This window comes from Variovorax sp. CCNWLW225, from assembly GCF_037204045.1.
Lineage (GTDB): Bacteria > Pseudomonadota > Gammaproteobacteria > Burkholderiales > Burkholderiaceae_C > Variovorax.
This window is the reverse complement of sequence record NZ_JBBCBV010000011.1, coordinates 146,102-169,286: the sequence shown is the minus strand read 5'-3', so window position 1 is coordinate 169,286 and position 23,185 is coordinate 146,102. Positions and strand designations below refer to the sequence as shown.

The window sequence follows — 23,185 nt, the reverse complement described above, 5'->3', positions numbered from 1 at the left end:
CAGCGAAATAAAGGAGGAGGGGCGCAGCCCCGGGGGACATTCGCGGAGGGGAGTACCCGGTGGCCTTTGCACACGCCGTGAACAGCGGCGCCCAAAACAGCGGCGCCCCAAACAAAACCCCGCAAACAACGGCGTAAAAACCAACGCCCTCCCCGCAGTCAGCAGGAGAGGGCGCAGCACATTCAAGTTCGTGGTGCCTCGACCAGGTCGTCGTCGATGTGCGGATCAGCCGGCTGTCCCCGCAGCTTGCGCACAGTTCGCCGAATCCAGTGCTCGATGTCGTCCACATAAGTGAACACAGCCGGCACCACCAGCAAACTCAACACGGTAGAGGTAATCAGCCCCCCGATCACCGCCATTGCCATCGGCGAGCGGAAGCTTGAGTCCGCCGTACCAAGACCCACCGCAATCGGCAACATGCCCGCGCCCATGGCCAGTGTGGTCATGATGATGGGCCGTGCACGCTTGTGGCAGGCGTCGCGCAGCGCATCCCAGCGGCTCATGCCATGGTCGCGCCGCGCCACGATGGCGTATTCGACCAGCAGGATCGAGTTCTTGGTCGCGATGCCCATCAGCATGATCAACCCGATCAGCGATGGCATCGAAAGCGCTTTCTGCCCGATCAGCAAACCGACGAACGCCCCGCCCAGTGCCAAAGGCAATGCGCAAAGAATCGTCACCGGATGCAGGAAGTCCTTGAACAGCAGCACCAGCACGATGTAGATGCACAGCACGCCCGTGAGCATCGCGAGGCCGAAGCTCGCGAACAGTTCGGTCATCACCTCCGCATCGCCGATCTCGGTCACGCGCACGCCGGGCGGCAGCTTCTGGATCGATGGCAGCGATGTCACCGCTGTCTTGGCATCTCCCAGGCCCACGCCCGAGAGCTCGATTTCGAAGTTGACGTTGCGCGAGCGGTCGTAGCGGTCGATGACGGCCGGGCCGCCTTCCATCGTCAATGAAGCCACCTGGCTCAGCATGACCGGGCCGCGTGTACCGGGCACCGAGAGGCGGCCGAGCAGATCCAGGTTCTTTCGCGCCGAATCTTCGAGCTTCACCACGATGGGCACCTGCCGCTGCGCGAGGTTGAGCTTGGCCAACGCTTGGTCGTAGTCGCCCAGCGTGGCCACGCGCAAGGTCTCGGCAATGGCCGAACTGGTCACACCGAGATCGGCGGCGCGCGCAAAGTCGGGGCGCACGGCAATTTCGGGACGGATCAGGCTCGCGGTGGAGGTGATGTTGCCCAGGCCGGGCACGGTGCGCAGGTCTTTTTCGACCGCACTGGCCGCACTCGCCAAGGCCGCAGGGTCTTCGCCCGTTAGGGCAAGAATGTATTTTTCGCCTGAGCCGCCAAGGCCCACGGTGCTGCGCACGCCGGGCAGCGTTTCGAGCGCGGCGCGAATCTGGTTTTCGATCACCTGCTTGCGCGGCCGGTCGCCGCGGTCGTCCAGCTTGATGGTGAGCGTGGCCTTGCGCGTTTCGGGCGTGCCGAAGTTAGCGAACGGGTCGCCGCCCGCGCTGCCGCCCGCCACCGTGGTGTAGACGCTCTTCACGTGCGCAATCTTCATCACGCGGTTTCGCGTTTCTTCCGCGGCCGCGGTGGTCTGAGCGAGCGTGGAGCCGGGCGCCAGCGAGAGATAGATCTGCGTCTGCGAGTTGTCGTCCGGCGGAATGAAGCCGGTCTTCAGCAGCGGAATCATCGCCAGCGAGCCGAAGAAGAAGAGGGTGGCGAACACCATCGTCTTGAAGCGGTGGTGCGTGCTCCACTCCACCGCGCGCATGTAGACCGTGAGCCAGCGCGGCTCTTTCTCGGCGCCGACCACCGGCTTCAGGATGTAGGCTGCCATCATCGGCGTGAGCACCCGCGCCACCACCAGCGACGCAAACACCGCCAGCGAAGCCGTCCAGCCGAACTGCTTGAAGAACTTGCCCGCCACGCCACTCATGAAGGCCGTGGGCAGAAACACCGCAATCAGCGTGAAGGTGGTGGCAATCACCGCCAGGCCGATTTCGTCGGCCGCCTCCATGGCTGCTTCATACGGCGACTTGCCCATGCGCAAATGGCGCACGATGTTTTCCACCTCCACGATGGCGTCGTCCACCAATATGCCGACCACCAGCGAGAGCGCGAGCAGCGAGATCACGTTGACCGAAAAGCCCAGCAGATGCATGCCGATGAAGGCCGGAATCACGGACATTGGCAGTGCCACGGCCGAGACAAAAGTGGCGCGCCAGTCGCGCAGGAACAGCCACACCACGATCACGGCCAGGATGGCGCCCTCGTACAGCAGGTGCAGCGAGCCGTCGTACTCTTCCTCCACCGGGTCGACGAAGTTGAAGGCTTCGGTCAGTTCGATGTCGGGGCGCTGCACGCGCAGGTCGGCCAAGGCTTTCTGGATAGCTCGGCCCACTTCCACTTCGCTGGCGCCGCGGCTGCGAGCCACTTCGAAGCCGACCACCGGCTTGCCGTTGAGCAGCGCCGCGGCGCGCGGCTCGGCGATGGTGTCGCTGATGCGCGCCACCTGGTCGAGCCGGATGCGGCGGCCATCGGAAAGGGCGATCTGCATGTCCGCGAGCTGGTCGGCCGACTGCACGGTGGCCAGCGTGCGCACCGGCTGCTCGCTACCGCCCAGGTCGATGCGGCCGCCCGCGCTTTCGGTTTGCACTTGCCGCAACTGGCGCGAGATGTCGGCCGCCGAGGCGCCCAGCGCCTGCAGCTTGGCCGGATCGAGATCGACATGCACCTGGCGCGTGACGCCGCCCACGCGGTTGACCGCGCCCACGCCGGGCAGCGCCAGCAGCTTCTTGGTGATGTCGTTGTCGACGAACCAGCTCAACGCCTCGCTGTCCATGCGTGGCGAGGCGATGGTGAAGGCCAGCACCGGCTGGGCCGCGAAGTCGAGCTTGGTGACGACCGGGTCGCGCACGTCGGCCGGCAGGTCGGCGCGCACGCGCTGCACTGCGGAGCGAACGTCGTCCACGGCCTCTTGCACCGGCTTCTCGAGGCGGAACTCGACGATGAGCGTGGCGGCGCCGTCCTGCACCTTGGTGGTGATGTGCTTCAGGCCCTGCACCGTGGCAATGGAGTTCTCGAGCTTGCGCGCAACGTCGGTTTCCAGCTGCGAAGGCGCGGCGCCGGGCAGCGATGCCGAGACCGTCACGGTCGGCAGGTCGATGTCCGGAAAGTTCTGCACCTTCATCGCGTTGAACGACAGCAGCCCACCGAAGGTGAGCAGCACGAACAGCATCACCGCCGGAATCGGGTTGCGGATGGACCATGCGGAAACGTTCATGGGCGTGCCTTTGTTTCGTTGGCGCCGGGATTGCCCACGGGCGCCGATGCGGCGGATGCGGCAGGCTGGGCTCCGGCCGCCGCGGGTGCGGGTGCCGCCACAACGCGCACCAGGTCGCCATCATTCAGGAAGCCCGCGCCCTGCACCACGATCTGCGCGCCCTCCGGCAGCGCACTGGTGATTTCGACGCGCTCACCGACGCGGCGGCCGGTCTGCACCTTGAGCTGCGCCACGCGGTTGTCGGGCAGCAGCATGAAGACGTTGTTGAAGCCGTCGCGCGGAACGATGGAGCTCTGCGGCACGGTGGGCGCCGAGCTGCGGCCGAGTTCGAAGTCGCCGCGCGCGAACATGCCGGCCTTGATGCCGGTGTTCTGCTGCACGTTCGGCAGGTCGACATAGACCAGCGCCGCGCGCGTTTGCGGATCGACCGTGGGCGCGATGCTGCGCACCTTGCCGCGCACCTGCGCGCCGCTTGCGCTGACCACGAAGGCCGTGGTGCCCACTGCGATGCGGCTGAGCTCGGCCGAGGTCACCTCGGCGCGCCATTCGAGCCGGCCCTGGCGGATCAGCCGGAACAGCTCGGTGCCGGCGGCCACCACGCTGCCGACCGTGGCGGTGCGCGAAGAGATCACGCCGTCGTCGGGCGCCAGCACCTGCGTGTTGCGGCCGCGCACTTCCTGCGCGGCCAGCACGGCTTCGGCCGCTTCGACGCGTGCCTTGGCAGTTTGCTCGGCCGTCTGGTACTGGTTGATCTGCTGCTGGCTCAGCGCGCCCGTGGCTTGCAGCGTGCGGGCGCGCGCCGCGTTGCCCGCGGCATCGGCCGCCGTGGCCCTGGCTTCGGCGAGCGAGGCGCGCGATTGCGCGATGTCGGCACGCACCGTCTCTGGCGAGAACACGGCCAGCACCTGGCCCTTCTTCACCACATCGCCCACGTTCACGCGAACCTCTGCCAGCTTGAGGCCGCTCGATTCGGAGCCCACGCTGGCCTCTTGCCACGCGGCCACGTTGCCGTTGGCCGCCAGCGTGAGCGTGAGCTCGGTGGGCTCGGGTTTGGCGACGGTCACCGTCAACGTGGGCCGGGGCGGCGGTGCGCCGTCCTTGCCCTTGGCGGCCGCGGGCGCGGCGCCGGGCTCGCCCGCCGGCTTGCTGCGCGTCAGCCACAAGGCCGCGGCAACCACGATGACGAGCGCCAGCAGCGCGATGACGAGGGTAGAGCGTTTGATTCTTTTCATGGCGACGTCGCGACCTTGGCGGTCGGGTTGGAGGTCATAGAGGGCGATTCGGGGCGGGCCCATCCGCCGCCCATCGAGCGGTAGAGCGCAACCCAGGCTTCGGTGCGTTCGCGTTGCAGCGAGACGCGTGCGGTTTGCGCTGCATAGAGCGTGCGGCGCGAATCCTCGAGTTCGAACAGGCTGGCCAGGCCGCTCTGGTAGCGGGCCTGGGTGGCGTCGAACGAGGCCTGGTAGTTCTGCACGGCCGTGTCGGCATCGGTGGCGCGCGCGTTCGTGCTGTCGAGGTTGACCAGGGCTTCTTCCACCTCTCGCACGGCCTGGCGCACGTTGGCCCGGTAGAGCGAGACGGCTTCGGTGTAGCGCGCCTTCGCCGCTTCGGCGTTGGCGGCGCGCGTGCCGCCGTCGAACAGGGGCACGGTGAGCGACACAGGCCCCACGGTCCAGGTGTCGAGCGATTCGCGGAAGCCACTGGTGCGAATCTGCATGCGGCCGATGGAACCCGAAAGCGACAGGCGTGGATAGCGCGCGGCCTCGGCCGAACCCACGTCGGCGCTTGCTGCGGCAACGCCCAGTTCGGCGGAATACACGTCTGGCCGCTGCGAGATGGCCTGTGCCGGCACGCTGGCAATGCTGCCCACCGCCGGCAGGGCGCGCTGTGCCGGCGAGGCTGCGAGCTTTTGCTCCAGCGTTGTCTCGTCGATGCCGCTGAGCGCCACCAGCGCCTTGCGCTGCACTGCGCACAGTGCGCGTTGCTGGGTCAGGCGGCCGGAAGCATCGGATGCGCTGGCGCGTGCGAGCGCGGCATCTGCCGGCGCGGTAAATCCTGCGCGCGCCGAAAGGTCGGTAAGCCGCGCGGTTTCGCTGCGGGAGCGGGCATCGGATTCAGACACGCGCAACTGCTGCTGGCAGGCGCGCTCGGCGAAATAGGCGTTCGCGGTCTCGGCCGCTACGGCAACGCGTGCGTCATGCCACTTGGCATCGGCGCTTTCCTGACGGTTGCGCGCAGCGTCTCGGTCGGCACGCAGCCGGCCGAACAGGTCGATTTCCCATTGCGACTGAAGGCCCGCCTGCAGCGTGGTCACCGGCGCAAGTGCGGTGGCGCCGCCGCCGCCGGACGAGGCGCCTGAAGCGCCCGATCCGAGCGAAGAGCCCGAGACGCCGCGGCTGCCCGAAAGCGTGCCGTCCAGGTTGGGCAGCAGCGCCGCACCGGCCGCAATGCGCGTGGAGCGCGCCTCGGCCACGCGCGCCGCGGCGCTCGCAACGTTCGGGCTCGCGGCTTCGGCCGCGGCAATGAGCTCGACCAGCAGCGGGTCGTCGAGCTGGCGCCACCAGTCGGCCAGTGACGCGAGCGAGCCTCCGTGAGGCAGCGGCGCATGCCACCGCGCGGGCATCGGCGCTTCCACCGCAGCGGGCGGCCTCATGAAGCCGCAGCCAGTGAGGCCGAGCCCGAGCGGCAGGCATAGCGTGTAAATCAATCGAAGTCTTCTCATGTCTTCTTTCTCCCGGATCGGACTGGTGCGGCCGCGGGCTTGGCGGCGGCCTGGCGGCGCAAGGCTTCGGCCTCGACCAGCGCAAGCGCGTAGCTGGTGAGGCGCTGGGCCCAGGTGTCGACGCTGCGCGGCGTGTTCAGCAAAGAGGGGCGGATGGCTTCGACGAGGTCCTGGCTCACGAAGAGCTGCATGGCAAGGCCGGTGATGGCGAAGGTCAGGCGATGCACGTCGTCGTCGGGCCGCGAAAGGCCGAGCCGGCGGCACAGAATGCCCGCAATGGCCTTGTGCGGCGCCTTGATGTCGCGTTCCATTTCTTCGGCCCACTGGCTGGTGGGCTCGAGCATTTCGCGCAGATGCAGCTGGATGCACTGCCGCACGATCTCGCCTTGCTTGAGCGGCTCGATCATGTGGGTGAAGAAGATGCGCAGCGCCTCTTCGATCGGCATGTCGGGTGCGTCGTACAACTGCACGAAGTCTCCGGCATTGCCGCCCATGGGCTCGCCGAAGGTGGCGGCATACAAACCGGCCTTGTCGCCGAAGTAGTAGCTGATGGCAGAGATGTTCACGCCCGCGTTGCGCGCAATCTCGCGTGTGGAAGTCTTGGCGTAGCCGTTGGCGGCAAAGAGTGCGAGTGCGGCGTAGAGAAGGCGCTGGCGCGCTTCAACGCCGTCGCTTCGAGGCGCGCGGGCGGTAATGGCTTGAAGGGCGTAGGCGCTCATGCCCGCGATTAGACCATGCGAGTAATCAAACGTTTGATTTACTTAAGGCCGGATGAGGGCTTTAGTCGCACTCGTCGGTTGAATGTGAATTCTGGACAATTCCAGTGCCGCATTGATGTCCGATTTGTTGCGGATTGATGCACGCTACGATCCGCCCATGTCCGCCGCTCCGCCCGTCACCGCATCTTCCGCATTGCCCCTTGATGCCGAGGGCATCCTCGCGTTGGCCGCGCGCTCGATGTTCCATCTGTTCTCGAGCATCAGCCAGGGCATGTTCCTGGTCGACCGCAGCGGCCGCATCGTGTGGGTGAATGAAGGCTACCGGCGCTTCTTGCCTGCGCTGGGCTTTTCTTCGATCGACCAGTTCCTGGGGCACATGGTCGAAGACGTGATTCCCAACACGCAGATGCGGCGCGTGCTCGAGACCGGCGAGCCGATATTGGTCGACCTGCTCACCAACAAAGCGGGTACTTTCGTCGTCAGCCGCATCCCGCTACGCGCCGAGCACGACGGTCGCGAGGGTAGGGCGGGAGAGGTCATCGGCGCCATCGGCATCGTGCTGTTCGACCAGCCCGAAACCACGCTGCAGCCGCTCATCAGCAAGTTTGCGCTGCTGCAGCGCGACCTCGACGATGCGCGGCGCGAGCTGGCAACCCAGCGCAACAACCCGCTGTACCTGCATGCGGCCGACGGCCAGCGGCGCTCGAAATACACCTTTGCGAGCTTCATCGGCAGCAGCCCCGCGGCGGTAGAGGTAAAGCGCCATGCGCGACGCGCCGCGCAGTCGACCAGCCCGGTGCTGCTGCTCGGCGAAACCGGCACCGGCAAGGAACTGCTCGCGCATGCGATCCATGCGGCATCGGCACGAGCCAAGGGGCAGTTCGTCAGCGTCAACATCGCGGCCGTGCCCGACACGCTGCTCGAGGCCGAGTTCTTCGGCTTTGCGCCAGGCGCATTCACCGGCGCCGACAGGCGAGGGCGTGAAGGCAAGTTCAAGCTGGCCGATGGTGGCAGCCTGTTCCTCGACGAGATCGGCGACATGCCGCTCGGCCTGCAGGCCAAGCTGCTGCGCGCGCTGCAAGAGGGCGAGATAGAGCCGCTCGGCTCCAACAAGCTCGTGCCCTTCGATGCGCGCGTGATCGCCGCCACCTCGCGCGATCTGCCCGAGCTGGTGCGCCGCGGCCAGTTTCGCGAAGACCTGTACTACCGCCTCAACGTGCTGCCATTGCGCGTGCCGCCGCTACGCGAGCGGCGCAGCGACATACCGGCGTTGGTCGAAGCCCTGGGCGAGGACATGGCGCTGCGCAGCGGCGAGGCGCCGCCCGAGCTCACACCCGATGCGCTGGCGCTGCTCGCAGGCCAGCATTGGCGCGGCAACATCCGCGAGCTGCGCAATGTGCTGGAGCAGGTGACCATGCGCAGCGATTCGCAGCGCATCGACGCCGCGCAACTCGAACGCATCCTGCGCGAGGCGGGGCTGGAGCAGATCGAACTGCCGGCCACGCTGCAGAGTGCGCACGATGCCGACGAGCAGGCGGCGCTGCTCCGGCCGCTTGCGCAACAGGTGGCCGAACTGGAGCGCAAGGCAATTGCAGCGGCGCTGGCGACCACCGGCGGCAACAAGCTGGCGACCGCTCGCTTGCTCGGTATTTCGCGTGCAACCCTGTATGAGCGGATGACGAGCCAGGAGCGGCAGGCGTAAAGCGCACGCGACCTGGCCTGCTCCGCAAAAACCCTGACTGATTGGCAGACAAGTGATTGAAATTCAGACACATCAGTTGTTCTGAATTCAGTCGGACAGCGCTTCTTCCAAATGAAGAAGCGTTTGTTATCAATGGGTTAACCGCTGGCACGAAGTGTGCAATATTCAGTCACCTATCAAAGGAGACAAAGAATGAACCGTCGCCACCTCGTTGCCTTGGCCGCACTCGCCGCCTGCGCCGCCGCCGCACCCGCCTGGGCCCAGTCCAACGAAATCCGCATCGCGCACATCTACAGCAAGACCGGCCCGCTCGAGGCCTACGGCAAGCAGACGCAGACCGGCTTCACCATGGGCCTGGACTACGCCACCGGCGGCACGATGACCGTCAACGGCAAGAAGCTCGTGGTTATCGAGAAGGACGACCAGGGCAAGCCCGACCTCGGCAAGTCGCTTCTGGCGGCCGCCTACTCCGACGACAAGGCCGCGCTGGCGGTGGGCCCCACGGCTTCGGGCGTGGCACTGGCCATGTTGCCGGTGGCCGAGGAGTACAAGAAGATCCTCATCGTCGAGCCCGCGGTGGCCGATTCGATCACCGGCGACAAGTGGAACAAGTACATCTTCCGCACCGGCCGCAACTCGAGCCAAGACGCCATTTCCAATGCAGTGGCCATCGACAAGCAGGGCGTGACCGTTGCCACGCTCGCGCAGGACAACGCCTTCGGCCGCGATGGCGTCAAGGCCTTCGGTGCCGCGCTCAAGAAGGCGAAGCTGGTGCACGAGGAATACCTGCCGCCCGCCACCACGGATTTCACGGCCGGCGCACAGCGCCTGATCGACAAGCTCAAGGACCAGCCTGGCCGCAAGATCATCTGGATCGTGTGGGCTGGCGCGGGCAACCCGTTCAAGATTGTCGATCTGGACCTGAAGCGCTACGGCATCGAGATTGCCACCGGCGGCAACATCCTGCCGGCCATGGCGGCCTACAAGAACCTGCCGGGCATGGAAGGCGCGGCGTACTACTACTTCGGCATTCCGAAGAACCCGGTCAACGAGGCGCTGGTGTCGGCGCACTACAAGGAATTCAAGACGCCGCCGGACTTCTTCACGGCGGGCGGGTTCTCCGCTGCGATGGCGGTGGTCACGGCGCTCAAGAAGACGGGCGGCGACACCAACACCAACAAGCTCATCGGCGCCATGGAAGGCATGAGCTTCGACACGCCCAAGGGCAAGATGACCTTCCGCAAGGAAGACCACCAGGCGATGCAGTCGATGTACCACTTCAAGATCAAGGTCGATCCGGCGTTTGCCTGGGGCGTGCCCGAGCTGGTGCGCGAGATCAAGCCTGAAGAGATGGACATCCCCATCAAGAACAAGAGATAAGGGCTCGCCCCCAGTCTGCGCGCACTTCGTGTCGCTTCGCCAACCCCCTACCGGGGGCAACACCAGCGGCCCGGCAAAGCCGGTTCCGCGGTGTTCCTTGAATGTTCAGGGCCCAGGGACACGCCGCTAACTTTTCGCCCCGGGTGGCCGCCGGGCGAAGCGCCAGCTTGCGCCTTGCGGCGCGGGCGCGGCGTCACCAACGGCCGATTCGTCAGCAATCAAGCAAGCGTTCGACAAACCTACAAAAGGAGACAGCGATGGCAGCGATGCGATGGAACTGGAAGGGATTGGCCGCGGCTGCGGCAATGGCGTTTGGCGCGCATGCCTGTACGGCAACCGCGGCGGTGCCGCTGCCGTCGCTGGGCGCGAACCCGGCGGAGGTGAGCGTGTCCGGCCTCTCGGCGGGCGGCTTCATGGCGGTGCAATTGCACGTGGCCTATTCGGCCACCTTCAAGCGCGGTGCCGGCGTGGTGGCCGGCGGGCCGTACTACTGTGCCGAGGGCTCGGTGCTCAACGCCACCGGGCGCTGCATGACGCACAGCACCAGCATCCCGGTGTCGACGCTCGTCAGCACCACCAACAGCTGGGCCGCCAGCGGTGCGATCGACCCGGTGTCGAACATGACCGCTTCGAAGGTGTACCTTTTCTCCGGCACGTCGGACAACACCGTGAAGCCGGCGGTGATGAACGACCTGAAGACCTACTACCAGAGCTTTGTGCCCGCCGCCAACACGGTCTACAAGAACAACATCGGCGCCGGCCACGCCATGGTGACCGACGACTACGGCGGCGCCTGCAGCACTACCGCCGCGCCCTACATCAACAACTGCGGCTTCGATCTTGCGGGCGACATCCTGCAGCATCTCTACGGCCCGCTGAACCCGCGCAACAACGGCACGCTGGGCGGCACGTTCACCGAGTTCAACCAGTCCGAATTCATCACCGGCCACGGCGTGGCCGCGACGGGGTGGATCTACGTGCCGCAGGCCTGCACCACCGCTTCGTGCCGCGTGCACATGGTGCTGCACGGTTGCAAGCAGAACTACACCGACGTGGGCGACCAGTATGTGCGCAAGACCGGCTACAACCGCTGGGCCGACACGAACAACATTGTGCTGATCTATCCGCAGACCAGCACCGCGGCCACCAACAGCTGCTGGGACTGGTGGGGCTACGACAACGCGAACTACGCAAAGAAGTCGGGCCCGCAGATGGCGGCGCTCAAGGCGATGGTCGATCGCGTGACCGGCTCTGGCGGCGGCTCGTCTCTGCCGGCGCCCACCGGCGTGGGCACCTCGGGCGCGACCAGCAGCAGCATGGTGATCGGCTGGGCCGGCGTTTCGGGCGCGAGCGGCTACAACGTGTACCGCGGCGGCAGCAAGGTCAACGCCGCACCCGTGACGGGCACCAGCTACACGGACACCGGGCTGGCGGCATCTACCACCTACAGCTGGACCGTGGCGGCGCTGGACGCCAACAACGCACAGGGTGCGATGTCGGGCGCGGCCACTGGCACCACGCTGGCCGGCAGCGGCGGTGGCGGCACCTGCTACACCGCCAGCAACTATGCGCATACCGTGGCCGGGCGCGCCTATGCGCTGTGGGGCCTCACGTATGCCTATGGCTCGGCGCAAGCCATGGGGCTGTGGAACATCTACGTGACCACGACGCTGAAGCAGACCGGCCCCAACTACTACGTGATCGGCACCTGTTGAGACCGACCGGTCCCCGACTTTTATTTGCAATAGACCAACGATGCTTGAGACCCGAGACCTGACCATCCGCTTCGGCGGGCACGTGGCCGTCAATAACGTGAGCTGCGCCTTCGCGCCGGGCACGTTGACGGCCATCGTCGGCCCCAACGGCGCGGGCAAGACCACCTACTTCAACCTGATTTCGGGCCAGCTCAAGGCGAGCGCGGGCACGGTGTCGCTCGATGGGCAACTGCTCTCGGGGCTGTCGCCTTCGGCACGCACGCACGCGGGGTTGGGGCGGGCCTTTCAGCTCACCAACCTGTTCCCCAATCTCACGGTGCTGGAGAACGTGCGCCTTGCGGTGCAGGCCACGCGCGAAGGCGCGCACCGGCGCGGGCTCAACCTGTGGAGCATCTGGAGCGACCACAAGGCGCTGACTGAACGCGCGGACCAGATCCTGGCCGACGTGGCGCTGAAATCTCGCGAGCACGCCACCGTGGCGAGCCTGCCGCATGGCGACCAGCGCAAGCTGGAGGTGGCGCTCTTGATGGCGCTCGAGCCCAAGGTCTTCATGTTCGACGAGCCAACCGCCGGCATGAACGCGGCCGAGGCGCCGGTCATTCTCGACCTGATCCGCAAGCTGAAGCAGGACAAGAGCAAGACCATTCTTTTGGTCGAGCACAAGATGGACGTGGTGCGCGAGCTCGCGGACCGCATCATCGTGCTGCACAACGGCACGCTGGTGGCCGATGGAGAACCGGCCGAGGTGATTGCCTCGCCGGTGGTGCAAGAGGCCTACCTGGGCATTGCGAAGGAGGCGGTTGCATGAAGGCGTCGATGAATTTCTCCCTCCCCGGCTGGGGGAGGGCGGGGGTGGGGGCTCGCGGCCTTCGAACCGACGCGGCCTTTCAAGCGCCGCATGCCCCCATCCCAACCTTCCCCCGGAAGGGGAAGGAGCAAGACCGATGACAACTCAGAACCTGTTGACCCTCGAAGGCGTGCAAACGCACATCGGGGCTTATCACATCCTCCACGGTGTCGACCTGAAAGTGCCCAAAGGCCAGCTCACCATGCTGCTGGGCCGCAACGGCGCGGGCAAGACGACCACGCTGCGAACCATCATGGGCCTGTGGCATGCATCGGAGGGCAAGGTGCGCTTCGGTGACAAGGACATCACCGCCATGCACACGCCGCAGATCGCGGAGCTTGGCATTGCCTATGTGCCCGAGAACATGGGCATCTTTTCCGACCTCACGGTGAAGGAGAACATGCTGCTTGCCGCGCGCGGTGCCAAGAACGCCGAGCAGATGGACGACACGCGCCTGAAGTGGATCTTCAAGCTCTTTCCGGCGGTCGAGAAGTTCTGGAACCATCCGGCCGGCAAGCTCTCGGGCGGGCAGAAGCAGATGCTGGCCGTGTCGCGCGCCATCGTGGAACCGCGCGAACTGCTCATCGTCGACGAGCCCAGCAAGGGCCTGGCGCCGGCCATCATCAACAACATGATCGATGCCTTCGGCGAGCTCAAGCGCAGCGGCGTGACGATTCTGCTGGTGGAGCAGAACATCAACTTCGCCCAGCGCCTGGGCGACACCGTCGCGGTGATGGACAACGGCCGCGTGGTGCACAGCGGCGGCATGGCGGAGTTCTCCGCGGATGCGCAACTGCAGCAATCTTTGCTTGGACTGGCTCTATGAAGTACTCAACGTTTTTCTCCCTCCCCTTCCGGGGGAGGGTTGGGGTGGGGGCTCGCGGCCTTCGATACAGCGCGGCCTTGCAAGTGCCGTCTGCCCCCATCCCAACCTTCCCCCAGAGGGGGAAGGAGCAAGAGGAGGCGCGATCATGAAAGCACTCGACTTCGACTGGAAGCCGCTGCTTCTCGCGCCCATCCTCGCGCTGGCAGCGCTGCCGCTCACCGGCTCCTTCTCTACCTGGCTCACGCTCACCGTGGCGGGCCTGGCCATGGGCATGATCATCTTCATCATCGCCTCGGGCCTCACGCTGGTGTTCGGCCTGATGGACGTGCTCAACTTCGGCCACGGCGTGTTCATTGCGCTCGGCGCCTTCGTGGCGAGCAGCGTGCTCGGCCTGATGGGCGACTGGACCGGTTCGCAAGAGCTGTGGCGCAACCTCGTCGCGGTGTTCCCCGCGATGCTGGTGGCCATGGCGGTGGCCGGCGCGGTGGGGCTGGCGTTCGAGCGCTTCATCGTCCGGCCCGTGTACGGCCAGCATCTGAAGCAGATCCTCATCACCATGGGCGGCATGATCATCGGCGAGGAGCTGATCAAGGTGATCTGGGGCCCCGCGCAGGTGCCGCTGCCGCTGCCCGAAGCCCTGCGCGGCTCGCTGCTGATCGGCGATGCGGCCATCAGCAAATACCGGCTGCTCGCGGTGGCGGTGGGCGTGGTGGTGTTCGGCCTGCTCGCATGGACGCTCGGCCGCACCAAGATCGGCCTGTTGATCCGTGCCGGCGTGCAAGACCGCGAAATGGTCGAGTCGCTCGGCTACCGCATCGGCCGGCTGTTCGTCGGCGTGTTCGTGGTGGGCAGCGCGCTGGCCGGCCTGGGCGGCGTGATGTGGGGGCTGTTCCAGCAGAACCTGGTGCCGCAGATGGGCGCGCAGGTTAACGTCCTGATCTTCATCGTGATCATCATCGGCGGACTGGGCTCGACGGGCGGGGCGCTCATCGGCGCGCTGCTGGTGGGGCTCATGACCAACTACATCGGCTTCCTGCTGCCCACGCTCACGCAGTTTGCAAGCATCTTGCTGATGGTGGCCGTGCTGCTCTGGCGGCCGCAGGGGGTCTACCCCGTGGCCAATCGTTGAGGGGAAGGCGACATGTTCCTGAAACGACTTCTCTCCAACGACATGCCCCGAAGCCGCCTGCTGGCGCTGCTGCTGGTGGCGCTGTTCATTGCGCTGGCGTTCGCGCCTTTCATCTTCCCGGGCGTGAAGGCGCTCAGTGTCGCGGCCAAGATCCTGGTGTTCGTGGTGCTGGTGGCGAGCTTCGACTTGCTGCTGGGCTACACCGGCATCGTGAGCTTTGCGCACACCATGTTCTTCGGCATCGGTGCCTACGGCATCGCCATTTCGGCGTCGCGGCTCGGGCCCAGCTGGGGTGCGGTGCTGCTAGGGCTGGGGGCGGCGCTCGCGATCTCGCTGGTGCTCTCGTTTGCCATCGGGTTGTTCTCGCTCAGGGTGCGCGCCATCTTCTTCGCGATGATCACGCTGGCGGTGGCATCGGCTTTCCAGACGCTGGCTTCGCAGCTCTCGGACTTCACAGGCGGCGAGGACGGGCTGACCTTCAAGCTGCCCGAGCTGATTTCGCCGAGCTTCGAGTTCTCCGAAGAGCCCTTTCTCGGCGTTTCGCTCGATGGCCGGCTGCTGTGCTACTACCTGCTGTTCGTGGCCGCGGTGGTGCTGCTGTTGGCGTTGCTGCGCATCGTGAATTCGCCGTTCGGCCGTGTGCTGCAGGCCATCCGCGAGAATGAATTTCGTGCCGAAGCCATCGGCTACCGCGTGGTGGTGTACCGCACCACGGCGGCCGTTCTGTCGGCGCTCTTCGCCACGCTGGCCGGCGCCATGCTCGCGATCTGGCTGCGCTACAACGGGCCCGACACGTCGCTGAGCTTCGAGATCATGATCGACGTGCTGTTGATCGTGGTGATCGGCGGGATGGGCACCATGTATGGCGCGGCCATCGGCGCGGTGCTGTTCGTGCTGGCGCAAAGCTACCTGCAGGACCTGCTGCGTGTCGGCAGCGAGGCGGCGAGCGGAATGCCGTGGCTTGCGGCGCTGCTGTCGCCCGACCGATGGCTGCTGTGGCTGGGCGTGCTGTTCGTGCTCTCGGTGTATTACTTTCCGACCGGCATCGTCGGCAAGCTCAGGGCGAGGGCTGCGCGATGAGCAACGATCTTTCGGTTCCGGTCGTCTCCCGCTATGCGCAGCTCGCGGGCCGCGAGATTCATTGGCTCGATTGGGGCGCGCCCGATGCGCCGGTGATCATTGCGTGGCACGGCCTGGCACGCACCTGCCGCGACATGGACGAGCTGGCCCGGCACTTTGCCGCGCGCGGCTTCCGCGTGATCTGCCCCGACACCATCGGCCGGGGCCTGAGCCAATGGAGCCCGCTGCCGGACGAGGAATACCAGCTTTCGTTCTACGCGCGCCTTGCCGGCGCGCTGTGCGACGAGCTGCGCCTGGGCCGGGTGCACTGGGTCGGCACCTCCATGGGCGGCGCCATCGGCACGGTGTGCGCTTCAGGCCTGTTCGAGCCGCGGATGAGGGGGCGCATTGCGAGCCTGGTGCTCAACGACAACGCGCCTCAGCTGGCACAGGCGGCCATCGAGCGCATCCGTGCCTATGCCGGCGAGCCGCCCGCATTCGACACGGTGGCCGAGCTCGAGCTTTTCTTTCGCACCGTCTACAAGCCGTTCGGCTGGCTCAGCGATGCGCAGTGGCGCCGCCTTGCCGAGAGCTCTACTCGCCGCCTGCCCGACGGCCGCGTGACGCCGCACTACGACCCGGCCATGGTCCGGCAGTTCAGCGCGCATGACAACGACTACCTGATCTGGCCGCACTACGACGTCATCGACGTACCGGTGCTGTGCCTTCGCGGCGCCGAGTCGGACCTGGTGCTGCCCGAGGTCACGCAGCAGATGCAGCAAAGAGGGCCGGGCATTTCGGGCCGGCTGCAAGTGGTCGAAATCCAGGGGTGCGGCCACGCGCCCGCGCTCAACGTGCCGGAACAACTGGAGCTCATTGAAGGGTTTATTCGAGCCGCCGGTCGCTAGTGGCGAGTCGGCGAGACAATCGCCGCCGATTCCAACCACAAGGACTAACGCCATGGCGCTTTCGATGTACGACCTCTCCGTGCCGGTCTTCTCCCGCGGGCTCGGCCAGCTCACCCATCTGCTCGAAAAGAGCCTGGCGCATGCCAAGGCCAACGACATCGATCCCGCAACGCTGGTGGATGCCAGGCTCGCGCCGGACATGCTCACGCTGGCCGGCCAGATCCAGCGCGCGAGCGATGCCTCGAAGCTCGGCGTGGCCCGCATCGCCGGCATCACGGCACCGAGCTTTCCCGATGAGGAAAAGACTTACGACGAGCTGCTGGCGCGCATCGTGAAGACGCAGGACTTTCTCGCAAGCGTAGACCGCGCGCTGATCGACGGCCACGAAGAACGCCCCGTGACCATCAAGGCCCGCGAAGGCGAAGCGCATTTCACCGCTCAGCGCTACCTGCTCCAGTTCGCACTGCCCAACTTCTTCTTCCACGTGACCACGGCCTATGGCGTGCTGCGCCACACTGGCATGCCGATCGGCAAGATGGACTACCTGGGCAAGTTCTAGGCGCGGGCCTTCCTGAGTTCCAGCGTTCTCAGATGCCGGCGGGCCGCTGCGTCGGCCAGCCCGCCAGGTTGCGTTCGGCAATACCCGCCAGCGCGGTGATCCACGCGGGGCTGTCGTTCAGGCACGGGATGTAGCTGAAGGCCTCGCCGCCTGCATGCATGAAGGCTTCGCGGCCCTCCATGGCAATTTCTTCCAGCGTTTCGAGGCAGTCGGCCGGAAAGCCCGGGCACACCACGTCGACGCGCTTCACGCCGCTCGCGCCGAGCTCGCGCAACGTGGGCTCGGTGTAGGGCTCGAGCCATTTGGCGCGCCCGAAGCGCGACTGGAAGGTCACGCGATGCTGGGCCGCGGAGAGGCCGAGCCGTGCCGCAAGCAGGCGCGCGGTTTCGAGGCACTGCGCCTGGTAGGGGTCGCCGAGTTCGATGTTGCGCGCCGGAATGCCATGGAAGCTCATCAGCAAGACTTCGCCGCGGCCTTCTTTCTTCCAGTGCTGCTCGATACCCGACGCAAGCGCCTCGATGTAGGTCGGGTCGTCGTGGTACTGGTTGACGAAGCGGAACTCCGGAATGCGCCGCTGGCGGCGGCTCCAGTCGTTCACCGCATCGATCACGCTGGCCGTCGTGGTGGCCGAATACTGCGGGTAGGCCTGCAGCACCAGCACACGCGTGGCGCCTTCGGCCTGCAGCGCATCGAGACGCGAGGCGATAGACGGGCTGGCGTATCGCATGGCGTCGCGCACCGTCACACGGTGGCCGCGTTCACCGAGCCAGCCGGCCAGCAGCGTGGCCTGCCTTTGCGTCCACACCTTGAGCGGCGAGCCCTCCGGCATCCAGATGCTCGCGTACTTGGCGGCCGACTTGGCGGGCCGCACGCGAAGGATGATGCCGTGCAGGATCAACGCCCACACCAGCCTGGGAATCTCGACCACGCGCGGATCGCCGAGAAACTCCGCAAGGTAGGGCCGAACGGCGGCCGCGGTGGGCGCGTCGGGTGAGCCCAGGTTGCACCAGAGCACGGCGGTGCGCCCGGCGATGGAACTGTCGTTCGTGTTGTCTTGAGGCATGCGATATTCTCGGGCATGACCTCCGCTTCCACGGCGCTCGCGAACGCCGCGCCCCTCGATATCAAGCGCATCGCCGCGATCTCGCTCGACCTGGACGACACCCTGTGGCCGATCTGGCCGACCATCGAGCGTGCCGAGACCGTGCTGCAGGAGTGGCTGTTGCGCGAGGCACCCAAGACCGCCTCGCTGCTGCTGACGCCAGGCATCTTGCGCGAACTGCGCGAAGCCACCGCCAAGGAGCGTTCAGACCTGGCGCACGACCTGAGCGCGCTGCGCCGCGAATCGATTCGCACGGCGCTGAAGCGCTCGGGCGAAGACCCGGCGCTGGCCGACCCGGCCTTCGACGCCTTCTTTGCCGAAAGGCAGCGCGTGACGCTGTACGAAGACGCGCTGCCCGCCCTCAAGTGGCTGAGCGAACGCTACCCGCTGGTGGCGGTGTCGAACGGCAATGCCGACATCCATCTGACCGGTGTCGGCCGCTGGTTTCGCACCGCCTTCAACGCGCGCGCGTTCGGCAGCGGCAAGCCGCATGCTCCGATCTTCCGCGCCGCGGCCGCGTCGGTGGGCCTGCTGCCGAAAGACGTGCTTCATGTGGGCGACGACGCGGAGCTGGACGTGGTGGGCGCGCTCAACGCCGGCATGCAGGCGGCCTGGCTGGTGCGCGACGAGCGCCCGTGGGTGCACGGTGCACGGCCGCAGCTGATCGTGCCGAACCTGCACGCCTTGTGCGTGGCGCTCGGCGCCTGAACTCCCGCTTTACGAAAACACGGGCCGGAAGAAGCTGCGCTCGTAGCTCACGATGCAGCGCGTATCTTCGGCGTACCTGAATGCGGCCTGGCATTCGGGGTCTTGCATCGAATCGGCCCGGTACTGCTCGTAGGCCGCCAGACTCGGAAAGCTGAACATCGCCAGCGCCACATTGTTGGTGCCTTCCGACGGCAGGAAGTAGCCATGGTGCTGACCGCCGAACTTCTCGACCAGCGGAATCCACAGCTTGCCGTAGTGCTCGAATTCCTTGAGCTTGTAGGGATCGACGATGTAGCGGAGATAGCAGGTGACCATGGTTCTTTCCGTGAACTGGTTGGGGTCGGCGATCGGACTTTTCAGTCCAGCTTGAACTGTTCGCGCAGCGCGGCGCAGAAATCGGCCGTGCCGCTGAGCGAGAAGGTCACCGTATCGAGCTCCGGCGCTTCGCTCGTCTGCTGCAGGTCGAAGTCCCAGGCGGCTCCGTCTTCCAGCGCGCCTTGCGCATTGGGGAAGGTGGCGTTGGCCCAGGCCAGCACCTGCGCAACCTCCGCAAGCACCTCGCGCGTCTTGGCGGGCACCGTCGTGGCCATTGCATCGAAGGTGCCGTGGCCTTCGGTGTCTTCGCTGTAGTCGAAATCGAGATAACGCAGGTGGTTCATGGTGTGTTCAGGGCATTGGCGGCGGCGAGCCCGCTGAGTACCGCGCCTTCGAGCGTGGCGGGGTAGGGCCCCTCGGTGTAGTCGCCGCAGGCCTGTAGGCCGGGGGCGATTTTCGCAGGCGGCCGTACGAGCGCCGGCGTGCACGCGAAGGTGGCGCGTTTCTCGACGACGGTCTGCACGAGCTGCAGCGAGGTCTGTCCCAACTGTGCGGCTGCCTGGGCCATCACCTGATGCTCCAGCGCCTCGCGCGGAGTTTCATTCGCGCTCACGACCATGGCAAGCACGCTCTCCGGCCCGCCGAGTTGCGTGCGATCGAACACGAACTGCGCCGGTGCCGTGGCGGGATGGCTGCGCAGCGCAAGCATCGGCTCTGCAAGGGGTGTGGCGCCGCGCACATAAACGGTGGCAATGGCTTCGAAGCGCAAGGCCTCGGTGGTTTCGCACCAGCGCTCTGCCGGCAGGCCGGATGCGCGCACGAGCCGGGCCGCGTCCCACGGTGCGCAGGCGAGCACGACTTGGTCGAAGCCCTCATCGTCCACGCGCCATTGCTCGCCTTGGCGCGAGATGGCGCGCACGCGCGTGCCGATGCGCAGTGCGGCGCCGTGTTGTGCGAGCCACGTCAAGGCCGCGTCAGGAAAAAGCGCACCCAGATCCACACGCGGAATCAGCAGGTCGGCGCCGCCGCTGCCGCTGAAAAGTGCGTCGCGCAGCACTCGCAGGAACACTTCTCCGCTCGATTGATCGACCGGCGTGTTGAGGGCGGATACGCAAAGCGGCTCGATCAGCTCCTGCATCACGCGCGGCGTAAGGCCGGTGCAGAGCGCGCCAACGGTAGTGCCGGGCGCGCAGCGGAATCCGCCGAGGCGCCATTGCACGGCGGTGCGCAGCAAGGTGGATTTGTCGCGCCATGTCCAGCCGCGCGCGCTGAAGATGCCAGCCAGCAGGTCGAGCGGCGCTGGTAGCCGCGGCAGCTTCAAGCCGCCGCCGTCGGCAAAGCGCAGCGAAAGCGGCATGCGTAGCAGCGCACTGCTTGCATCGACGCCCACATCGCGCATCAGCTTCAGCGTGGCCGTGTAGGCGCCGATGAGAATGTGCTGCCCGTTGTCGAGCGCCATTCCGTGCATGTTGTCGACCCGCCGCGCCCGTCCGCCCGCCATGTGCGCGGCTTCGTAGAGCGTGACGGCATGGCCGAGGCGCGTGGCCTCGACGGCGCAGGCGAGGCCGGCCCAGCCGGCGCCGATGACGGCGATCGTCTTCATTGAAAGTCGCGCGGGAGCAGGACGCGGTCGTCGTAGGGAAACAGATCGTCGTCCGGTTTGATGCAATTGACGAAGCAGCCGTGTGTAAGCAGCTCGATGCGCTCGGACCTTGTCAGTTCATCCTCGAGTGGCTGCAAGGCGCGGTGGTTCAAATCGTACTTTCCATCCGCATTGAAGAGCAGCTTGTCTCCCACGATGTAGTCGCGCCTGAACTGCGTTCTCCATTGGGAATTGGAGCCCCAACCGTTCGCGAGGTCCGCCGTAGGGCGGAACTTGCGTCTATGCGTCCAATACAGGGTCGAAGAGGTTGCGATCTCGGGTTGCAACATGCCGGGGATGCACGATACGGCGACTCCTGCGCGCGAGAACATCATGGATCCAAGCATCAGCGCCGGCCAATCCACCCGGGCAAGATCGATGCAGTCCTTGCGAGGCAGCGTTCCGTCGGCGTCGACAACTTCGACGATTTCATGAAAGAAGGGCGAATAGGCGGCCTCTTCGACTACCTGGCACCCCATGCCGGTCATGAACGCCAGATAGTCCGATAGCGTGAGCGCCGGACCTTCCCAGCTGTCATGTGTTCCTTTCTGAAAAGCCAACAACAAGACCTGGTTGATTCTGGAGAGTGCATAGAGGCGCCAGGAGTCCTCTATAGCAATGGGGGCCGGCGAGGCCTGTTGTGCGAAAGCGGTCAGCCATTCGCGCTCTTCGTCGATCCACGGGCGAAGCAACTCCCGAAACAGGTCGGCTTCCGGGTCAAATTCGTGAATCGCCCTGAACAGGTCGACATGCGAATGTTGGGAGACGGGCATGAGCGCGTGGTTGCTAGATGCGCCCCAGCGCCTGAACCTTCCACGCCAGCCAGAACTTGCGCACCGGTGTCAGGCTCACGCGCTGGTTCAGCACCTGGAAGTTGTCGCGCTCGATCTCGCGCAGCAGCGTGCGGTAGATGCTGGCCATCATGAGGCCCGGTTTCTGGGCGCGGCGGTCGGCGGCGGGGAGGAGGGCGAGGGCTTCGTCATACGCCGCATGCGCGCGCTCGGCCTGGAACTTCATCAGCGCGACGAAGCGCTCCGAATGCACGCGGTTGAGAATTTCGTGCGCCTTCACGTCGAACTTCTGCAGTTCGTTCACGGGCAGGTAGATGCGCCCGCGCAAAGCGTCTTCTCCCACGTCGCGAATGATGTTGGTGAGCTGCAGCGCCAGGCCGAGCTTGTGCGCATAGGCGGTGGTCTGCGGATCGGTCTGGCCGAAGATGCGTGCGGCCACCTCGCCGACCACGCCGGCCACCAGGTGGCAGTAGCGCGCCAGGCCCGGAAAGTCGAGGTACCGGGTCTGGTCGAGGTCCATCTGGCAGCCGTCGATCACTTCGTTGAGCTGCCGCGGCTCGATGCCGTAGGCAGCGGCATGCGGCACCAGCGCCTGCATCACGGGGTGCCGCGGCGGGCTCGAGAAAGACTGCGCCACCTCGGTGCGCCACCAGGCGAGCTTGGTCGCGGCCACGCCGGGGTCGCTGACCTCGTCGACCACGTCGTCGATCTCGCGGCAGAAGGCGTAGAACGCCGTGATGGCTGCGCGGCGCGGCTTGGGCAGGAACAGGAAGGCGTAATAGAAACTGCTGCCCGAAGCGGCGGCCTTGTCTTGTACGTATTGCTCGGGAGTCATCAGGGGAGCGCTTTCATGGGCGGCAATTGTCTCCGCATCCGCAGGGCCCGCCACACCAGCAGCGGGGCGTCGGTCTTGCCGATCTTGGGGCGCTGCGAAAAGGTGTCGAAGCCCAGGTCTTCGATCTTGTCGAGAATGCGGAGGCCCCCCTGCACGACGAAGCGCAACTCCCAGCCGGTGCGGCCCGGCAGCCGGTGGACCAGCGATGCACCCTGTGTCATCAGTTCGCGCGCCCATGCGCTTTCGACGGCGATGAGGTTGACGGCTTCCTGAGGAGGTGGCGCATCGGCCAGGGGCGCGAAGACCTTGAAGCTCTCGCGCGTGAGGCCGCGCCGGGAGCAATCGGTGAGTGGAAAGTAGAAGCGGCGGCGTGGCAGGTCCACGCTCGGGTCCTGCCAGAAATTGATGAGTTGCAGCGCGCTGCAGATGGCGTCGCTCTGCGCCAGCGCCTGCGCATCGTTCACGCCATAAAGATGCAGCAGCAGGCGGCCGACGGGGTTGGCGGAGCGGCGGCAGTAGTCGAGCAGTTCGGCGCGGTCGGCGTAGGTTCCGCCGTCGCGGGTTTTCTCGATGTCCTGGATGAAGGCGCTCAGCAGGTCGGCCAGCAAGTCTTCGGGCAATGCGAACTGCGCAATGCTGTAGGCGAGCGGTCCGAACACCTCGGGCCAGCGCGAGGAGGGCGGCACGCTGCCCAGGGCGGCGGCACGGAGCTCGTCGCGGTAGGCGTGCAGGTCGGCCAGCCGCTCGCCGGGCGAGGCGTCGCCTTCGTCGGCGATGTCGTCGGCGGTCCGGGCGAAGTGGTAGATGGCGGCAATCGGCGCGCGCAGGTGTGGCGGGCACAGCCATGAGGCCACGGGAAAGTTTTCGTAGTGTGCCGGCGGGGCGGCAATATGGGATGGTGCGGACACGCGGCGATTGTCCGCGACGACCGAG

Annotated in this window: 21 protein-coding genes; 10 read left to right on the top strand and 11 right to left on the bottom strand. The window is 66.2% G+C overall.

What is annotated here, in order from left to right:
- Window positions 1–182: 182 nt before the first annotated feature.
- From V9L20_RS18650 to V9L20_RS18635, 4 genes are read right to left on the bottom strand one after another with little or no spacing between them, the layout of a single operon-like run.
- Window positions 183–3,293, bottom strand: coding sequence for an efflux RND transporter permease subunit (locus V9L20_RS18650; protein WP_337297701.1), 3,111 nt, complete (start codon window positions 3,291–3,293; stop codon window positions 183–185).
- Entirely contained in the window at window positions 3,290–4,525 is a 1,236-nt protein-coding gene (locus V9L20_RS18645) for an efflux RND transporter periplasmic adaptor subunit (protein ID WP_337297700.1), read from the bottom strand. The genes V9L20_RS18650 and V9L20_RS18645 overlap by 4 nt, the downstream gene beginning before the upstream one ends.
- Window positions 4,522–6,015, bottom strand: coding sequence for an efflux transporter outer membrane subunit (locus V9L20_RS18640; RefSeq protein ID WP_337297699.1), 1,494 nt, complete (start codon window positions 6,013–6,015; stop codon window positions 4,522–4,524). Before V9L20_RS18640 ends, V9L20_RS18645 begins: the two co-directional genes overlap by 4 nt.
- A complete protein-coding gene (locus tag V9L20_RS18635) occupies window positions 6,012–6,734 on the bottom strand; it encodes a CerR family C-terminal domain-containing protein (protein WP_337297698.1) in 723 nt (240 codons plus the stop codon). Before V9L20_RS18635 ends, V9L20_RS18640 begins: the two co-directional genes overlap by 4 nt.
- Before the next feature lie 157 nt (window positions 6,735–6,891).
- On the opposite strand from V9L20_RS18635, the gene V9L20_RS18630 reads away from it, so the two are divergent.
- The 9 genes from V9L20_RS18630 to V9L20_RS18590 all read left to right on the top strand — a co-directional run bounded on the left by V9L20_RS18630 (window position 6,892) and on the right by V9L20_RS18590 (window position 16,859).
- Complete coding sequence (locus tag V9L20_RS18630; protein WP_337297697.1) at window positions 6,892–8,436, top strand: sigma-54 interaction domain-containing protein; 1,545 nt, start codon at window positions 6,892–6,894, stop codon at window positions 8,434–8,436.
- 192 nt (window positions 8,437–8,628) lie between these two features.
- Window positions 8,629–9,816, top strand: coding sequence for a substrate-binding domain-containing protein (locus V9L20_RS18625; protein WP_337297696.1), 1,188 nt, complete (start codon window positions 8,629–8,631; stop codon window positions 9,814–9,816).
- A 257-nt stretch (window positions 9,817–10,073) separates the two neighbouring features.
- The gene (locus V9L20_RS18620) at window positions 10,074–11,531 is read left to right on the top strand and encodes an extracellular catalytic domain type 2 short-chain-length polyhydroxyalkanoate depolymerase (RefSeq protein ID WP_337297695.1); all 1,458 of its coding nucleotides are present in this window, start codon (window positions 10,074–10,076) and stop codon (window positions 11,529–11,531) included.
- Between the two features lie 40 nt (window positions 11,532–11,571).
- Window positions 11,572–12,339, top strand: a complete 768-nt coding sequence (locus V9L20_RS18615; RefSeq protein ID WP_337297694.1) for an ABC transporter ATP-binding protein — start codon at window positions 11,572–11,574, stop codon at window positions 12,337–12,339.
- 136 nt (window positions 12,340–12,475) lie between these two features.
- Entirely contained in the window at window positions 12,476–13,204 is a 729-nt protein-coding gene (locus V9L20_RS18610; RefSeq protein WP_337297693.1) for an ABC transporter ATP-binding protein, read from the top strand.
- A 145-nt stretch (window positions 13,205–13,349) separates the two neighbouring features.
- Window positions 13,350–14,333, top strand: a complete 984-nt coding sequence (locus tag V9L20_RS18605; protein ID WP_258506899.1) for a branched-chain amino acid ABC transporter permease — start codon at window positions 13,350–13,352, stop codon at window positions 14,331–14,333.
- Between the two features lie 12 nt (window positions 14,334–14,345).
- Window positions 14,346–15,413: a branched-chain amino acid ABC transporter permease gene (locus V9L20_RS18600; protein WP_337297692.1), complete on the top strand. Its 1,068-nt coding sequence runs from the start codon at window positions 14,346–14,348 to the stop codon at window positions 15,411–15,413.
- Entirely contained in the window at window positions 15,410–16,300 is an 891-nt protein-coding gene (locus V9L20_RS18595) for an alpha/beta fold hydrolase (RefSeq protein ID WP_337297691.1), read from the top strand. Before V9L20_RS18600 ends, V9L20_RS18595 begins: the two co-directional genes overlap by 4 nt.
- Before the next feature lie 52 nt (window positions 16,301–16,352).
- Window positions 16,353–16,859, top strand: a complete 507-nt coding sequence (locus tag V9L20_RS18590; RefSeq protein ID WP_258506893.1) for a DUF1993 domain-containing protein — start codon at window positions 16,353–16,355, stop codon at window positions 16,857–16,859.
- A 28-nt stretch (window positions 16,860–16,887) separates the two neighbouring features.
- Here the strand turns inward: V9L20_RS18590 and hemH are convergent, their stop codons facing one another.
- Entirely contained in the window at window positions 16,888–17,922 is a 1,035-nt protein-coding gene (gene hemH / locus V9L20_RS18585) for a ferrochelatase (protein WP_337297690.1), read from the bottom strand.
- A 15-nt stretch (window positions 17,923–17,937) separates the two neighbouring features.
- Between hemH and V9L20_RS18580 the strand changes: the two genes are divergently transcribed.
- Window positions 17,938–18,669, top strand: a complete 732-nt coding sequence (locus V9L20_RS18580; protein ID WP_258506880.1) for an HAD family hydrolase — start codon at window positions 17,938–17,940, stop codon at window positions 18,667–18,669.
- Between the two features lie 9 nt (window positions 18,670–18,678).
- On the opposite strand, the gene V9L20_RS18575 is transcribed toward V9L20_RS18580, so the two are convergent.
- Genes V9L20_RS18575 through hpnC form a run of 6 tightly spaced genes read right to left on the bottom strand, consistent with a single transcriptional unit; the run spans window position 18,679 to window position 23,160 of the window.
- The gene (locus V9L20_RS18575) at window positions 18,679–18,984 is read right to left on the bottom strand and encodes an NIPSNAP family protein (RefSeq protein ID WP_337297689.1); all 306 of its coding nucleotides are present in this window, start codon (window positions 18,982–18,984) and stop codon (window positions 18,679–18,681) included.
- Window positions 18,985–19,025: 41 nt separating this feature from the next.
- Window positions 19,026–19,328, bottom strand: coding sequence for a hypothetical protein (locus V9L20_RS18570; RefSeq protein ID WP_337297688.1), 303 nt, complete (start codon window positions 19,326–19,328; stop codon window positions 19,026–19,028).
- Window positions 19,325–20,587, bottom strand: a complete 1,263-nt coding sequence (gene hpnE, locus V9L20_RS18565; protein WP_337297687.1) for a hydroxysqualene dehydroxylase HpnE — start codon at window positions 20,585–20,587, stop codon at window positions 19,325–19,327. Before hpnE ends, V9L20_RS18570 begins: the two co-directional genes overlap by 4 nt.
- The gene (locus tag V9L20_RS18560; protein ID WP_337297686.1) at window positions 20,584–21,399 is read right to left on the bottom strand and encodes a hypothetical protein; all 816 of its coding nucleotides are present in this window, start codon (window positions 21,397–21,399) and stop codon (window positions 20,584–20,586) included. Before V9L20_RS18560 ends, hpnE begins: the two co-directional genes overlap by 4 nt.
- Window positions 21,400–21,412: 13 nt before the next feature.
- Entirely contained in the window at window positions 21,413–22,252 is an 840-nt protein-coding gene (gene hpnD, locus V9L20_RS18555; protein WP_337297685.1) for a presqualene diphosphate synthase HpnD, read from the bottom strand.
- Window positions 22,252–23,160, bottom strand: coding sequence for a squalene synthase HpnC (gene hpnC, locus V9L20_RS18550; protein ID WP_443098602.1), 909 nt, complete (start codon window positions 23,158–23,160; stop codon window positions 22,252–22,254). The genes hpnD and hpnC overlap by 1 nt, the downstream gene beginning before the upstream one ends.
- Window positions 23,161–23,185 lie beyond the last annotated feature (25 nt).

Bases quoted from the DNA above. Each gene is read 5' to 3' on its own strand.
- V9L20_RS18580 (WP_258506880.1), top strand. From the start codon at position 17,938: ATGACCTCCGCTTCCACGGCGCTCGCGAACGCCGCGCCCCTCGATATC.
- V9L20_RS18610 (WP_337297693.1), top strand. From the start codon at position 12,476: ATGACAACTCAGAACCTGTTGACCCTCGAAGGCGTGCAAACGCACATC.
- V9L20_RS18595 (WP_337297691.1), top strand. From the start codon at position 15,410: ATGAGCAACGATCTTTCGGTTCCGGTCGTCTCCCGCTATGCGCAGCTC.
- hemH (WP_337297690.1), bottom strand. From the start codon at position 17,922: ATGCCTCAAGACAACACGAACGACAGTTCCATCGCCGGGCGCACCGCC.
- V9L20_RS18620 (WP_337297695.1), top strand. From the start codon at position 10,074: ATGGCAGCGATGCGATGGAACTGGAAGGGATTGGCCGCGGCTGCGGCA.
- hpnE (WP_337297687.1), bottom strand. From the start codon at position 20,587: ATGAAGACGATCGCCGTCATCGGCGCCGGCTGGGCCGGCCTCGCCTGC.
- hpnD (WP_337297685.1), bottom strand. From the start codon at position 22,252: ATGACTCCCGAGCAATACGTACAAGACAAGGCCGCCGCTTCGGGCAGC.
- V9L20_RS18605 (WP_258506899.1), top strand. From the start codon at position 13,350: ATGAAAGCACTCGACTTCGACTGGAAGCCGCTGCTTCTCGCGCCCATC.
- V9L20_RS18615 (WP_337297694.1), top strand. From the start codon at position 11,572: ATGCTTGAGACCCGAGACCTGACCATCCGCTTCGGCGGGCACGTGGCC.
- V9L20_RS18645 (WP_337297700.1), bottom strand. From the start codon at position 4,525: ATGAAAAGAATCAAACGCTCTACCCTCGTCATCGCGCTGCTGGCGCTC.
- V9L20_RS18570 (WP_337297688.1), bottom strand. From the start codon at position 19,328: ATGAACCACCTGCGTTATCTCGATTTCGACTACAGCGAAGACACCGAA.
- V9L20_RS18590 (WP_258506893.1), top strand. From the start codon at position 16,353: ATGGCGCTTTCGATGTACGACCTCTCCGTGCCGGTCTTCTCCCGCGGG.
- V9L20_RS18630 (WP_337297697.1), top strand. From the start codon at position 6,892: ATGTCCGCCGCTCCGCCCGTCACCGCATCTTCCGCATTGCCCCTTGAT.
- V9L20_RS18625 (WP_337297696.1), top strand. From the start codon at position 8,629: ATGAACCGTCGCCACCTCGTTGCCTTGGCCGCACTCGCCGCCTGCGCC.
- V9L20_RS18650 (WP_337297701.1), bottom strand. From the start codon at position 3,293: ATGAACGTTTCCGCATGGTCCATCCGCAACCCGATTCCGGCGGTGATG.
- V9L20_RS18560 (WP_337297686.1), bottom strand. From the start codon at position 21,399: ATGCCCGTCTCCCAACATTCGCATGTCGACCTGTTCAGGGCGATTCAC.
- V9L20_RS18640 (WP_337297699.1), bottom strand. From the start codon at position 6,015: ATGAGAAGACTTCGATTGATTTACACGCTATGCCTGCCGCTCGGGCTC.
- V9L20_RS18635 (WP_337297698.1), bottom strand. From the start codon at position 6,734: ATGAGCGCCTACGCCCTTCAAGCCATTACCGCCCGCGCGCCTCGAAGC.
- V9L20_RS18575 (WP_337297689.1), bottom strand. From the start codon at position 18,984: ATGGTCACCTGCTATCTCCGCTACATCGTCGATCCCTACAAGCTCAAG.
- V9L20_RS18600 (WP_337297692.1), top strand. From the start codon at position 14,346: ATGTTCCTGAAACGACTTCTCTCCAACGACATGCCCCGAAGCCGCCTG.